Below are 14,014 nucleotides of genomic sequence, written 5' to 3'. Positions count from 1 at the left end.
GGGCCCACCGAAGCGATCAACGGCAGGTTGGAACACCTGCGCGGTAGCGCTCTGGGGTTCCGGAGCCTAGCGAATTATATTGCTCGTTCACTTTTGGAATCCGGCGGGTTCAGACCCGTTTCACACCCTGGATTGTGAAGAGCCATGAAACCCCCGGGCTAAGCCATGGCACGAAACAGGCCACACGCCCAGTGCATCAGGCACGAAACAGTAACCCAAGCGTTTCCAAATGGCCCCATGACTCAATTCGGCGACTGAATAAAGTTTTTGCATCATTTCTTTGGGAGCAAGCCGGATAGTGTCCTTCCGATTGCCATGCCCAATGGGATCGGAACAGCATTACCGATTTGTTTTGCGATCGCAGTTCGAGACCCCACGAAACGATGCTCTGGCCCAAATCCCTGAAGAAGAGCAGCCTCATAATGTGTTATGGCCCGGTTTTCCAAGGGTGAAGATACCGGCCCTTCTCAGGCTTAAAGAACTCTGTTCGTATCGTCACCGCCGGACGCTCCCAATGCAGACGCCCCATTACATCACCAGACCCCGACTTATGCTTAGTCCAACACGGGGTCATCAATTCAGGATACGCTTCGAGGTCCCGCCGGTTTCCCCCTGGTGGTATAACCGCGAAACGACGCAAAGATATGTCCCGATAGTTTCTGCTCCAATGCAATTCTCGAGTACCAAAGGAACCCGGGAATTCCCTCCCATTAAATGAATAACTGCGAGATCCAAACTTGCTATCCATATCAGGAACGTTCGGGACATCGGTCAAAATATCTGCCACTGTAAGGTGTGGTAGCAGTCCGTCCGATTCAGGTGTGGCCGAATGAGTCCTTTCAGGGAAGCCGGGAAATTCAAAGTCACGGTGATAACCGATTAATACCGCTCTTTTTCGAGCCTGCGCAGCTCCATAATCGGCCGCGTTCAGTACTTCAGATTTAAACCCGTAGTCAGCCAAAGCACCACCCTTTGAGGTTGCTTCCTTAAAATGCTCGTACTGAGGAGACTTTCTGAATTCAGACACATTTTCAATGACAAAATACTTGGGTTTTGAACGGCGGATTGTCGCCGCGTATTCTTTCCACAGATCGTTTCGCTCGTCTTCAACGTCTTGCTTGCCAAGCGTTGAGAATCCTTGACACGGAGGGCCTCCAATAATGACATCGACCTCCGGAACGTCGTCCTCGGCTAGCCAGTTCTTTATATCTCCGGCGTATATAATTCCGCTCCCAAAGGTGGCTTCGTAAGAGGCCGCGGCAGAGTTGTCCCACTCAACTGCACGGACGGTCTCAAAAGTATTGGATGCCGCGCGAAAACCAGCCGATAGTCCGCCAGCTCCAGCAAACAAGTCTAGTACCGTAGTCTTACGAGTCATTCTTCTATTATAAGGAGAGTGGGCTCCAAGAATTGCCAATGAGCCACTCTGTGAATACCGGCACTTTAGTGTTACCGTCGCGCTTCCTTCAATACTTCTTGAAGCAGACCAGACAATTCTCCGTCGCGACCCAAAACTAGTTGTCGGTCGAGCAGCCGATTCGCGGTTTCGCAAGAAGTCTCGCTTACCAATGAGCAACCATGGCATGCTGACAGATTAAGCTTTAACGATCCCTGGCGATCACTTTCGATGCATACCGGATCATTTGAACAAACATCCGCATCGTCAAGAGCAGCCTTGATCAGAGGGAATAGATATTCTGGTTCACCGAGTCGAACCAATCCGCCTAGTGTCCCTTGTGCGTCGCCAGCAGCGGTGTAAATGAATATCCCAGCTGTACTGTCGGCTCGGTCAGCATTCGCGTAAATACGTTCCTGCAAAGCTGCAGAAGAATACCCGCTCTCGAAGGCTAAACGGCGCAATAATAAATGGGAAATGGTATGCAATGCCACGAACCTTGGTTCAGGTACGTCCAGTCTATGAGCATTCTAAAGCGTTGCGCCGCTCTTGGAGCACGCTGGCGCGCGCTTGCACCGACCGCTGAACTTCCCAGTTCGAGATGAACTCCTCGTCGAACTGGATAAAAATACCTTCACCGAAAAGCTCTAAAGCCGGATAATTAGGCCGGTGCTTGGGGTCCAAGTTAAAGTCAGCTCGCAAGAACTTTGCATTCGGTGAGTATCGACGAAAGCCTCTGAGAGCGCGAACTTCCCGTACTCGTCGTACCTGACCGATCCCAGCAATTACTTTTGTTAGTGCTGTATCTCCTGCGCCGAAATCGTCCCGTTGCCATCCATCCACAACGAACTCGGTGGTACCGTGGTCTTTGCCAGATCGCACTTTTTTAACAAACGCAGCCCACTCCCCGTCTTTCAGCTGCAATTGCGGTTGTTCGCTGCTATCTAATGGCGATTCAGCTGCCTTCAAGATTAAGTCGACATCTACTTCGAGTTCCTCTGCGATCCAGCCAGCGATCTGTTCTGATCTCGGGCCGCCATTATCATCCAGCAAACGCTGATAAAGATCATGGGCTCTGATACGTTCTTGAAGCTCAACCGATGCAGGTGTACCTTCGGGAATATCCAATGCAGACACGCGTTCCGCAATGTAGTTCCCCGTCGCTCCTCTCTGGGTAGCTACCAACTCGTACTCACAAGGCGATCCATGCAGGTTTTCGAGTTCCCAAGGCTGTTGCCCGTAACAGCGAATCCCATCACGTTTCAGCGAACCGCCGCCGACTAAATCCGAAAGCGGGCGGTACCGTTTACAACCACCGCATACGACACTCAGTGAAGCCAACCCTTCGCCTCGCTCCGAAGAACGTTCGAAACGGAGCTCCTTGTAAGAGCGACAAAAGCGTACTTCGTCGTTCATTCGTTCGTCTTGGCCCCGGTGCGCCCACTTGAACCAAGGGATATCTTGAATATGGCTTCCTTCCTTGCAGACGGCAACGAATCGCATCGGAACGAGGCCTCCGCCGCAATCGCATTTGTTTACAAATTTGCCTTTGCTCTTGCCAGTCAGCTGTGAAAGCTTGCCGCATCGTTCGCAGAAACGCCAAGCTGGAAAACGTCGATATGACAGTGCCGCGGTTTTTTCTCCAGATTTCCCTGCATGTGAAGGCGCTTGCCTTAATACGCCACCGCCCAATTGTGCTACTAAGCGATCGCAATGAATCTCTGGTGCCGTTTTACGATTCCACCATGAAGTGTCTGGCGCAATCAATGACTCGCCAAGCACATCGACGATGGACCCCACTCCGAATGGAGAAATGGTCTCTGCAAGGCGCAGTTCATGTCTAATTCTCTGCACGTGAAGCCTTCTGTAGTGGTTCTTCTACTTCAACAGCAACGTTGGGTTCTACCGATCTCATAGAATCGCCGACAAGCCATCCAGCCCGTCTTGGCCGAATCGTATGAGTAAACCCGGTTCGTCAACTGATCGACGTTCGTAACCAAATGTTCCTCCCGCCTCCCTTGCCTTTCGCGCCCAATTATCCCATTCTCGGAGGAGTTGCCAGATCTGAGCCTTGGCTTCTACTTCTTCAGAAGATTCAGCGCGAGCGATCAAGCCAATTAGGTCGTCGACAACCGATTCCAGATCTGTTCCAAATCTCGGATCTTCCAGGTCCAAGTTGATGGCATCGTTACGTCCGGATAATTCTGGAAAGTATGTCTCAGTAGCGCCACGAGCGCACCTGGTAAGGATCGTCCCCGAGAAGATAGCGACCATGGGGTAACGCTGGTAGGTTCCACATTCCGATAAAGGACCTCGTGATAACTTCTAAAGGTTTCGAAGTGGGAACGATCCCTAGCACGATTTGATCGGAACAGTGTCCCAACAATTCCATGGATATACCCTCGACCCACGCGGCTTGTCGCCTGGATGTACTCAGCGGTCGTCTTCGGCTGCCCTACCATAAGCATCAAAGCCAAACGCTGGATATCTATACCCACGGAAAGCATGTTAGAAGAAAGAACGACATCAACAGCTTCGGTAGAGCTATCCTTACTAATTCCCAATTGTCGAAGGTCATTCGGTAATTCGTCAGGGCCCTTCCTGCTCGTAAGCTCCAGAACCGACGACGTACCGACCTGGCGCGAAGACAAGTTAAGCCGTTGGGCCCTGGCGTTAAGACGGCCGTTGACATCGTCCAACAGCAGCGCGCTAGTTCTTCCGAGCTCGCGGAGACTGTTGTGGTACATAACCAGCGTCCAATACGGATCAGTCTTCTGTTGTATTTCCTCTGCATCGATAACAACCTGAGGAATCTCCAGGAACGGTGCCGTCGCCGCGACTAACGCAGTCGCTTGTGGAATGCTCTGGGGCATCAGTCCAACGTACATCCGTCCAAGCCCATCATCGACCGGCTTTGCGAAGAAGGTTGTATCGTCGTCAAGACCCGCGGGTGGGTATAGAGCCACCTTACGCCCGTACAATCCTTGGACTTGTTCATTCGAGGCACGAATAGTTGCAGTGGAGGCCACGATCTTGGGGGCCGAGCCCATCGTGCTCAAAAGTAACTGAATGACCGCATCGAATACGGCGACCGTTGTCCCGAGAGGTCCTGAAAGTAGGTGCAGCTCATCTTGAATGATCATTGATGGTTGCTTGAAGGGCGTGCCTAGTCCGAGGAGCTTTCCTGAATTCTCGTTGAACTGCAGCCGGGCAAACTTGTCAACGGTCGCAAGCAAGAACGTCGGTGGTTCCTCGTAAATCATCTCGTCGACAACCAACATCGGAAGCGAGCGTTCGGAGAATACACACTCCTGATTCAGGCATCTGAACTCAATATCAATACCGTGGTGTCGGATTCCATATTGACCAGCTGATTCACTACGATCCTCCGGTAACAGAGCACAGTTGCACCACGGACAGTCACTAATTTGGAACATGTTTGCGTCCCGGGGATGCCGGGCCTTCATCATTCGCTCCACCGCGTTCTTTGCGTCACGTCTTGTACCGGGAGTCACATCATCTCCGACCCAGAGACCAATCGTGAACGGAGCCATGTTGCCAGCGCGCGAATCCTCATGACGGAGAATCTCCATGGCACAAATCAATGCAGATGCGCGCTGGAATTGCTGCGCTGTGAGCAAGCGCAGAGTGTAGCGTGTAATCACAGCGGTGCCAGCGCCTCGGGAGCCAAGTAACAGTCGTCGTAGGAATATTGTTACTGCTGCAAGGGCAAGATACGCTTCAGTCTTGCCACCACCTGTCGGAAACCAAATAAGGTCAACGAGGTCTCGATCCTCATGTTTCTCATTTGTTGTGGATTCCAAAGAAACCAACAAGAACCCCAGCTGGAATGGTCGCCATATTGGCTTATCGTTCGGCCGGAATTGCATCATCTGCAGGCGCATCGCTGTCATGCCCAATGAGAATGCCGTTCGTAAAGCCGTATTATCCGGTCGGCGCAATTCTCCGATGCCAGACCGCATGCGGTTTGCAGAAAGACGCGAACGAGCAGCGATATCTCGAGCTTCCGACATATTCAAGTCACGCGCAGAATTTTCTTGGCTCTTAACCCAAATTTCGAATTCATCGACGAAGGCCGACAGCGACTCAGTTACACCGTTTAGGTCGGTATCGACAGTCGCAAGGTACTCGATGTCCATTGCCCTTGCTGCTGCCGAAGTACCATTCATTGCAGTTTGCTCGATCGCAGGCACTACATAATGAGGAACCGGGTCAAGAAACACCCGCTGGCAGTTGCCAGAGTCATCTAGTTCCCAGTCAGCAGCCAGGCCGTGCCCGACGGCGTAGACCTTCTTATTGCGATATCTGAGTCGTAGTTCCTTTGCCTCTTGAGCACTATCAATCGAAGAGTGCACATCGTAAGGCAACACAGTGGCATCCCCATTTGGCCGGCACGAAAGTTCTACCTGGAACAGCATGCGCGAAATATCGTCGCGGGTATCACCTGTGGATACACTGAGAACTCTCGCATGCACGGTTATAAGCCATGAATTCTTGTATTCGCGCCATCGTGAACCAATTTGCAACGGAACGCCGTTAATATCGACTTCTGTCTGCGGCTGCTCCTTACTTAACAGCAATCCCTCTATCTGCTGGCCATGTCTCGTCCATCTACGCGGACCGTCATCCGTGGAGACTTCATATGTCGCCGCTGCAAAATCAACAAGCAAAGACGTTGCAGCCGATACAAATGAAATCGCCGTCGAAGTAGGCCGCCACTCCTCGGCGAGTGGCGTTGAGGCGCTGCCCTCTTCAACCTCTCCTTCCACGACATCGGCCAGTAGGTTGTTCTCGCTTTGCTCAAAATCATTGTGCTCTTCTGTCGAGAGGGGTTCGTCTTTTGAAGGGAACAACATACCTACGGTGTACCGATAAACCGGAGGGTCAAATGTCACTTCAGTGGGGCCATGTTCCGGTCCGATGTATGCACGCCTGATGTGCTCAAGGGCAAGCTGCTGCGCATTTGTAAGACTCAATGGGACAACGCTTTCTTTCGACCGATGGTTAGCAGTTTCTTTTTGTCTTTCTTCGACGCAATCACGTGCAGGCTGATACGCGCTCGGGTTACGGCGACATAGAAGTTCGCGAGAGAAACATCGTCGTACTCTTCCGGTAATTCACAAACGATCGCGTGTTCTGCTTCCAGGCCCTTGGCTTGTCGTGGTGCCAGCACTCGGATACCCTCAACAACTTCGTCAAGATCAGCGTCTGCGGTTACCGAGATAACCCAGATGTTCTTAGCAATTGCGCCTTCATCAATAAGCTTCTTCGCCCGTTGAATCGCTGCTTCTTGAGGAGTGCCGTCCTCCAGCCAGTTCCAGTCGATTCTCTCTCCATTTACGATGCCAGGGTCACCTACATCGGCGGACAGGTATTCTTGAACCATATGGACAATCGCCCGCGTGTTTCTCACATTTAAGCTCAAGTCGTATTCAATAGCTTCATCTCTGACAAGATCAAATACGTCTTTATCGTACGAACCATCCACGTGTGCCTGATTGTTGTGATCCAAGAACATCCGCCAGCGCCCCTTGCTCCGGCCACCGACAAGCATCTTGTCAAGCGAATCCATCGCTTCCACGTGCATCAAATCCTGGGCTTCGTCGACCAGGAGGACATCAAACTCGCGCCCCGGAACCAGATCTTCAAACGGCGTGACCGTGATGTCACGTCCTTCAAATAGCGGCTTAAATAACTTCTGCAATCCCTTCGACCGGAAAGTCACAAGAACTGATCGGTTGCCTTCCGCTTCTTGTTTGGCGGCTTCAGCCAAGACCAGTGACTTGCCTGTGCCAGCTCCGCCAAGTACAACTATTCTTTCATTCTTGGCAAGACCAGCCAGGACTTTGGCTTGTTGCTCTGTCGCTCTTGCCTGTTCGTCTAGAACTGCTCCACGCTGAGCATCAATAACCGGCAATCTAGAGAATTCGCCAAATAGGCGTGTCCTCAGCTCCTGGCTGCTCGCCCGTTTCTCATCGCTTCGGGGCCTCCGTGCTTCCGCAGCGACTAAATCAAGCGCTTCAACGAGTTTCTCAACATTCATTGAGTCGCTAGTCAGCCATTGAGAAGGCTTCCACTCGGTGGAAGAGGGAGGAGAATCGATATCTGGAGTAATAACTATTGCTTCAGAAGCAAACTTGCCCATGTTGTCGGCATCGAAAATCTTCAGAAGCGCGAACATTGCTGACCGGGCTTGCTCCATCGGTGAGGACGGGAGCCGATGCGCGTCCCTATTACGGTCTATGGAGTACCAGACCCCTTCGTACTTCTGGACACCCCCACCTTTAACTTCGACGACTATCGCTACATCTTTCCAAAGGATGAGGAAATCGATCTCTGCCACATGTTTATATGCATGCGTATGTAGCTTGACTGAATGAAACGCCACGGCCTTTGGGCCAGGAATTTTGCTCAGGAGACGAGCCAAACGTCGCTCTGCATCACTGTTGGCTTGTTTTTCAATGTCTCGTAGATCAGGACTAAGTATCACGAGTCTTGTTCCTTCCAGAGATCCTTGTAGCCGTGGAATCCGAGTAAATCATTAACGTCGGTGCTGCCGAAGTTATCGGCAATATCAACGATCAGGCATTCTTCTTTCCCGCCGTTCTTCGGGCCGCGCAAACCTCGTCCTGCCATCTGAATATATGCATTGGGCTGAACGTCGGGCGGGCAATATACAGGGCCGTTACTCCTGGCGCATCAAATCCTTGCGTTAGCAAGTCGCAATTAGTCAAGACTTGAATCTCATCATTCTTGAAACGACCGATCACCTCGCGACGTTCTTGCCTTCCGGTCCGTCCACTAACCGATGCTGCGTTAATGCCTCTGAACCGAAGCGTAGCTGCCAATACTTGCGCTGAAAGAACGTTCGGAGTGAACACCAGCACTGATTTTTTTCGATCCGGCGGAAGATTCATGATGCTGTTAACGAGGGTCCCCATACGGCCATGGTCAGCTGCAACTTTGTCCAGAACGGTGCCGCTGACTCGTTTCATCTGGGTCGCCTCAGAAGATTCTTCCGCCGAAAGAGTGACTCTGGCGCCATCAAGGATGTCGTGCTTTACACGTGCAAGGACACCGAGTGCAACTAATTCTTGGTACGGATTCTGCTCTTCACGAAATGGAGTGAGCTTCCTCCGCCCAAAACGCCTCACCAATTGTTCGGTGGCTTGTATCGAGGTTCCCTTAAAAGGTGTAGCTGACAAACCGATTAGCGGACGTTTCCAGTTATGACCGTCCACGCCCAGCCACGAAAGGAGACGAGTGTACCGAGTTGATGCTCCTGCTACGTGGCCTTCATCGATCAGCACGGCACTGACTTCTGTTAACCAGTCATATTCTGGTTTCGTCCGAATCGTATCGAGTTTTGCGTCAGTAGCGACGATTACACTGTGCTCGGTAGCGGGTGCGTGAACCTCGTTGTTGTCCCACAACCGACCAATAGTAATCGGAATGTCGATTCGTTGATCGGTGGAAAGTCCTCGCCAAACCGCTGCAAATGTCTGTACCGCTTGTTCACACAGTTCTTGCGATTGCGCGATCCACAAAACCGGTCCCTGGATGTCCCCATCGATGAACATCTGCAACAACGTTTGCGTCGCAATTCGTGTTTTACCCGCGCCAGTTGGAAGTTCAACCATCGCTTTTGCGCGGCGACCGTCCCCGTCAACTTCGAGAATCACGTCCCGCATATCTGCACTGATTCGAGCCTGATAAGCATGCATATCCGGCAAAATGCTGGCTCCTGGGACGACGAACTCTGAAACGTGTCGTTCACTCCTCTGACCGGCGAATTCATCCCCGAATCCCATCTTGCGCAACCAAGATTTCGTAGATGGTCCGCCTGCCCACTGGTTCGGCACGTCGGGGAAACCTTCACGCGTGAACAAGTCAGAAACCTCGCGAATAGTGTCTTTTCCATAGACGGACAGAAGCAATTCAGCTACAGAAGTATCGCGAGTTATAAGTCCCTGGCTTTCAAGGCCTTGCCATAGACCCTTCGGAAGCTTTTCCCTAAGATCGTCTTCGCCGAAATAAACGTCCAATCGATCGGCATCATTGCTTTGTGCAACAGCATCGAGACGCAGCAGTTCGAGCTTATGGTTGAGTCCGCTCTGCAGCACCGCATCTATGTCGGAATTATTCAGGTCCAGTTCAAATTCATCACTCAACAGCTTTAGGGTATCTCTATCAGATATGTGAGCTGCGACAAACAGGTTGACCCCATCACGATGGGAAATCAGATGCTGTGGATCAAGACCGGTTGGTGTCTGAACCCTTTTCTCGATAGTGTCAGCACGCACGATGTTTATATCCTGAAGATCACGCGAACCCCTGCGGCCACGCAGGCCGGTAAAGACATCAATTGCTGGTTCTGGGTCGCGTTGGCCGTCAATTGACATCGAGAACGAGAAACTGTCCTCGAAATCCGTGCAGCCGACCAGCTCACCAATTCTTGACCTATTTCCTTCGTTGCGAATAGGTACGGCAAATGACGCTCGCGAAGATAATTCCTCTGCTCTTCGTCAGTCGCAACGTATACGTTCCGGGTAGGGCGAGATTCAAAAATTCTGACGACTCTTGCGGGAATCCTTGGAGGCTGTACACCGTCAATATAAGCAATACGCGTTACATTCAAGATGAATTCGGCTAACTTTTCGTCGCCGAAATTCCCTGTGAGAATTTCCGTATTAAGAGAATCTTGAAGAATTTCCGTAGGTACCGATTCCAGGTCCTCTGGCAAGCGCAATGTTTCAGAAATGCTCCGTGCACCATCCCATACAGGTAGTAAGCCGCTATACTGCGAAAGTATCGGAGCAACGAGTTCCGAAACAGGACGGTATCCCAGGGAGCTCTTTAGAACGCCGGCGTTCTCGACGGCCCACCGAACAGGAGATTTGACGCGATAGGAGACACCCGTCGCGGTGTCTTCGCAATCCCAGGGAGCGTCCCCGAACTCCAATAGACTTCTTGTCCAACGCTCCCTGGTCGGTGCTGGTGCGCCTGCTTCTTTCAACAGGAGAAGCACTGAGAACGGCCCCTGCGTCTTGCTTCGTGTTGGGTATAGAGCGATATTCTCGATTGGTCGTTCCCCGGCAGTGAGCCGGCCATTCAGTTCTTCTCGTACCCATTGCTCATACTGTGAAGCGAAAAACTCATCCTCGTATGAGAATTCCTCTAATGGTTCCCGTGCAACGCCCAATTCGTGCGCAACTCTAGGAATGCAGCGGTCGTAATCAAGCAGAAGTGAAGTGTCCTTGGCATCGAGTTTTTCCTCGATATCGATTACTTGTTGAGGCCAATGCCATCCTCCGTCACGGGTCGGAACCAATACCGGAGCTGTTGGATTTCCACGAATCACCTTGTTAGCATCACTGATGCTTACCGATTCAGCTGCTTCCCAGAACTTCTGCTGCATTTCAACTGAGGAGTCTCTCGTCAACGTGTCCAAGCGCGCGTTCAATATAGCAACTGGATCCAAGTCACGGAATTTAAGATCTCGAAGTGTCTTCTCCATCCCATCGAGGGCAAGGAATTCCTCTTCGACGAACACTGCATCTTCAATTTCGAGGTCGTCCACTTTTGCCAGGAATACCTGGTTCCGGTCATCGAGCGAGCGCAAGCCGTCCGTGGTCGGAATAACTTTGGCGCTCTGGGCAAGATCCCGCCTTATATTTCCAAGAACCACTTTCAGCGCGTTTCCGGCGGATCTGTAATCTTCCCCTTCAGCCACTCCCTAAGCCAAGTTAGAATCCCTCGTTTGGGGATAGATTCTAGAGCTTTCTTGAAATCTCGCTTATCTTCTTCATACCGGTTCGGATCTACTGATACAGCGAAAAGTTGACGCAATCGTGCCATGCGCTGGTTTGATGAATAGCAACGCCAATGCGGAACGTCCATACCTGTATTTCGCGAAATCACCCATCCTGATGTGCCGCCTCCGAGATTTTCCATTCACAGCCTGGATCCAAAGGACGCAGCTCGGGCGGCCTTACCAACTTCCCGTTGCCGTCAGGAATGATTGCTTCATTAACTGCTAGAGGGGGTACCAGAGCACATAGAACTTCATCGCCAAAGTAGGTTGCTTCTTTGCCACGTGCTGGTAGATAGTCAAAGTGCAAGGCCGGGTCTTCGGCGGTGCTAAGTCTGACCACAACTTCTACGAAAATTTCGGCAACGGTGGAGAGAATCTCGCGATTGTACTGATTCCTCAGAAGGGTCGTACGATCATCATTGACACTCCATGGAGCATTAAAGAACGCGGTTGCGGAGGTCCTATCCTGCAGAGGGAAATAGCTCCAGAACTGTCCGACTGCCGTGCCAGTATCGCCAGCCTCAACATTGGCTTTACGCGGCTTGAGCGGAACTGCGACGCTGACCTTGATCTTATCGCGTGATACGGCTTCTCCGACTTCACGACGGGCTTCCGGACTCGGGGAATGCATCCGTTCTCCAACAAGCCATTCTTCTCCGGTTCCATCAGGACGTTCAATCTTGAAGTGACCGCCGCCAAGCTTTCGCGAAATATGGCTTGTATTAAATTCTTCGTCGCCAACAATACTCAATCGAACTTCACGAACACCACCGACGAACAGCAAGAACTCAGACGAGAAACTCAACATTTCTCGACGGATTCTCTCTGTGTCATGAACATTTGGCAAACGGACCACTGTAGTAGCCACTCTGCTAAATCCTGCAGTACTGGGTCCTGTTCGAAATGCTCATCTACATCGATCAATGTAGGGGTTCGCAAGATCGGAAGCCGGCGGGCAGGAACGCCTATATCGCGGATCGAGCTCCGGGACTGCTCAGAATTAAATTCGAAAGATACTGAACGGCTGAAAATTTGCGGTGTCTCGGTTACGGCCAGAACCGATTTGAAACCCAAACCAAAGCGGCCGATTTCGTCGCCACGTTTGGCACTCACATGTGCATGAGTAATTGCAATAATTCCATTTTGCGAGAAAGGTCGACCAGAATTTGCGCAGTATAGGGTGTTCGTTGTTTGGTCAAGAATAATCTCGACTCTGCCCGGGTCGTTAGATAGGCTTTCAGCCCCCGACATCTGATCAGCCGCGTTTTGCAGCAATTCCAGAAGAGTTCTAGTGGCATACCCGCCTGTTCGGATAGACTCCTCATGGTTCGAATGCTCGGTTATTAGTGTGGGCTTAGCTTGATAAGCAGCCAACGCACTTTCAAATTGTTGATTGATCTCTCGCTCGAGAGTAGCGTTCGGCTGCCAACCTGCGGATATCTTCAAAGCGTTCCCCCATTTAAACTGGTAACCTACGAACTTACATAAGGATATAGGGCCCCGAGGACAAAATGAATCATCGCTGGTTTTATGCCATTCCTGCCGCTGCCAAGTGCTGGTCGTCTTGCGTCAGAGAGATGATTTCGCAGATGCGCAACCCATTTGCCCGGCCAGGGCCAACAATGCGTGGCCCTCCCGACCTCCGGTCCGCGTGACCCGGTTGAGGGCAGCGAGCAGCGCATCGATTTCCTCCCGGTAACGAACTCGATGCTGGGCTTGAGACAGCGTTTGGGTGGGATCGCCAAGATCTGGGTGATCGTCCCGGTATGATTCGGGTGCTCTGGCAGAGCGTGCCAGTCATGATGGTGATAGTCCCTACGAAGAGGATCACAGGGACTGTCGGCCGACCGGAAATTTTCAAGTCAATGAGGCCAATGGGTGCTAAGCAGCCTGCATTTCTTCCCCTTTCTCCTGCTTCACCGGTTCGTTGATCCACGCAGCTTCCGGCAGTTGTAGCTTCTTCGGCAAACGCTGCTGCCCGTACCGTTCGGGATGCTGCTCCCACGCCTTTTGCAGCGCGGCCATCCTTGATCATCAACATGCCCAGTGATCCCGAAATGCACGTCCGTCAGCGTGTGGAACCCGATTCCCGAATGCCGGTGATGACCGTTGTATGCCTGGACAAATCGGTCCATGAAATCTCGGGTGTTTGCCAGCGATCTGAACCGCTCGGGGACCTCCGGAAGATATTTCAACGTCTTGGACCAGCTCTCCCTGTACGGGTTGTCATTGCTGACCTTCGGCCGCGAATGCGACTTGAGGACATCCAGGTCCGCCAACAGCGCGGCCACCGGCTTCGAGGTCATCGAGGTGCCGCGATCGGCGTGCACCATCAGCGGCACCTGGTCGGTGGCGAACACCTGGGCGATGAACTCACGCGCCAGTTCACCGGACTCGCGGGAATGGACTTGGCAGCCGACAATGTAGCGCGTGTAGATGTCGATCATCACGTACGCGTCGTAGTAGGTGCCTTGGTTGGCCCGGCCAATTTGGTGATGTCCCACCTGAATACCTCCCCGGGCTGGTTCGCCACCAATGCCGGGATTTTTCGGGCCGGGTGACGGGCCTGCCGGCGGCGCTCTGCCACTTGCTTCTTCCGGCGCAGCAGCCGATACATGGTGGCTACCGAGCACAAATATGTCCCTCCGGACAGCAGGACCGCGTAGATCTGCTCAGGCGCCTGGTCCACGAACCGCTCGCTGTTGAGCACTTCCAGGATCCTGGCTTCCTCGCGTGCGGTGAGCTTGTTCGCCGGTGCCCGGCGGGGTGCTGCCGGTCGCGGG

Annotated in this window: 12 protein-coding genes and 1 pseudogene; 2 read left to right on the top strand and 11 right to left on the bottom strand. The window is 52.3% G+C overall.

Features of this window, described 5'->3' with window-relative positions:
* A partial coding sequence (locus JCM19049_RS18215; RefSeq protein ID WP_279402326.1) for a transposase occupies window positions 1-138 on the top strand: 138 nt, incomplete at its 5' end.
* A 134-nt stretch (window positions 139-272) separates the two neighbouring features.
* Here JCM19049_RS18215 and JCM19049_RS18210 read toward each other — a convergent pair.
* From JCM19049_RS18210 to JCM19049_RS18175, 10 genes are all read right to left on the bottom strand, one after another.
* Window positions 273-446, bottom strand: a complete 174-nt coding sequence (locus JCM19049_RS18210; RefSeq protein WP_279402325.1) for a DNA cytosine methyltransferase — start codon at window positions 444-446, stop codon at window positions 273-275.
* Entirely contained in the window at window positions 428-1,378 is a 951-nt protein-coding gene (locus tag JCM19049_RS18205) for a DNA (cytosine-5-)-methyltransferase (RefSeq protein ID WP_279402324.1), read from the bottom strand. Before JCM19049_RS18205 ends, JCM19049_RS18210 begins: the two co-directional genes overlap by 19 nt.
* A gap of 71 nt (window positions 1,379-1,449) precedes the next feature.
* Window positions 1,450-1,890 carry a DUF1998 domain-containing protein gene (locus JCM19049_RS18200; protein WP_279402323.1) on the bottom strand — a complete coding sequence of 147 codons (441 nt, stop codon included), beginning with the start codon at window positions 1,888-1,890 and terminating at the stop codon, window positions 1,450-1,452.
* 25 nt (window positions 1,891-1,915) lie between these two features.
* Window positions 1,916-3,250, bottom strand: coding sequence for a hypothetical protein (locus tag JCM19049_RS18195; RefSeq protein ID WP_279402322.1), 1,335 nt, complete (start codon window positions 3,248-3,250; stop codon window positions 1,916-1,918).
* A gap of 263 nt (window positions 3,251-3,513) precedes the next feature.
* Window positions 3,514-6,312 carry a helicase-related protein gene (locus tag JCM19049_RS02725; protein WP_279402321.1) on the bottom strand — a complete coding sequence of 933 codons (2,799 nt, stop codon included), beginning with the start codon at window positions 6,310-6,312 and terminating at the stop codon, window positions 3,514-3,516.
* 77 nt (window positions 6,313-6,389) lie between these two features.
* Window positions 6,390-7,907 carry an NERD domain-containing protein gene (locus JCM19049_RS02720; RefSeq protein WP_054820725.1) on the bottom strand — a complete coding sequence of 506 codons (1,518 nt, stop codon included), beginning with the start codon at window positions 7,905-7,907 and terminating at the stop codon, window positions 6,390-6,392.
* Between the two features lie 91 nt (window positions 7,908-7,998).
* Window positions 7,999-9,819 (bottom strand): DEAD/DEAH box helicase family protein, encoded by a 1,821-nt coding sequence (locus tag JCM19049_RS18190; RefSeq protein WP_279402320.1) that lies wholly within the window; start codon window positions 9,817-9,819, stop codon window positions 7,999-8,001.
* A complete protein-coding gene (locus JCM19049_RS18185; protein WP_279402319.1) occupies window positions 9,726-11,150 on the bottom strand; it encodes a hypothetical protein in 1,425 nt (474 codons plus the stop codon). The genes JCM19049_RS18190 and JCM19049_RS18185 overlap by 94 nt, the downstream gene beginning before the upstream one ends.
* A 184-nt stretch (window positions 11,151-11,334) precedes the next feature.
* Complete coding sequence (locus tag JCM19049_RS18180; RefSeq protein WP_279402318.1) at window positions 11,335-12,015, bottom strand: hypothetical protein; 681 nt, start codon at window positions 12,013-12,015, stop codon at window positions 11,335-11,337.
* Window positions 12,016-12,032: 17 nt separating this feature from the next.
* Complete coding sequence (locus JCM19049_RS18175) at window positions 12,033-12,677, bottom strand: sacsin N-terminal ATP-binding-like domain-containing protein (protein ID WP_279402317.1); 645 nt, start codon at window positions 12,675-12,677, stop codon at window positions 12,033-12,035.
* 180 nt (window positions 12,678-12,857) lie between these two features.
* Between JCM19049_RS18175 and JCM19049_RS18170 the strand changes: the two genes are divergently transcribed.
* Window positions 12,858-13,001, top strand: coding sequence for a hypothetical protein (locus JCM19049_RS18170; RefSeq protein ID WP_279402316.1), 144 nt, complete (start codon window positions 12,858-12,860; stop codon window positions 12,999-13,001).
* 111 nt (window positions 13,002-13,112) lie between these two features.
* Here the strand turns inward: JCM19049_RS18170 and JCM19049_RS02710 are convergent.
* Window positions 13,113-14,014 (bottom strand): annotated as a pseudogene (locus JCM19049_RS02710) (transposase); the annotation flags it as partial.

It is taken from the genome of Arthrobacter sp. JCM 19049, from assembly GCF_001310435.1.
Note: the sequence above shows the minus strand (reverse complement) of the source record. Positions and strands in the feature narration are given on the sequence as shown.

Bases quoted from the DNA above. Each gene is read 5' to 3' on its own strand.
- JCM19049_RS18205 (WP_279402324.1), bottom strand. From the start codon at position 1,378: ATGACTCGTAAGACTACGGTACTAGACTTGTTTGCTGGAGCTGGCGGA.
- JCM19049_RS18190 (WP_279402320.1), bottom strand. From the start codon at position 9,819: ATGTCAATTGACGGCCAACGCGACCCAGAACCAGCAATTGATGTCTTT.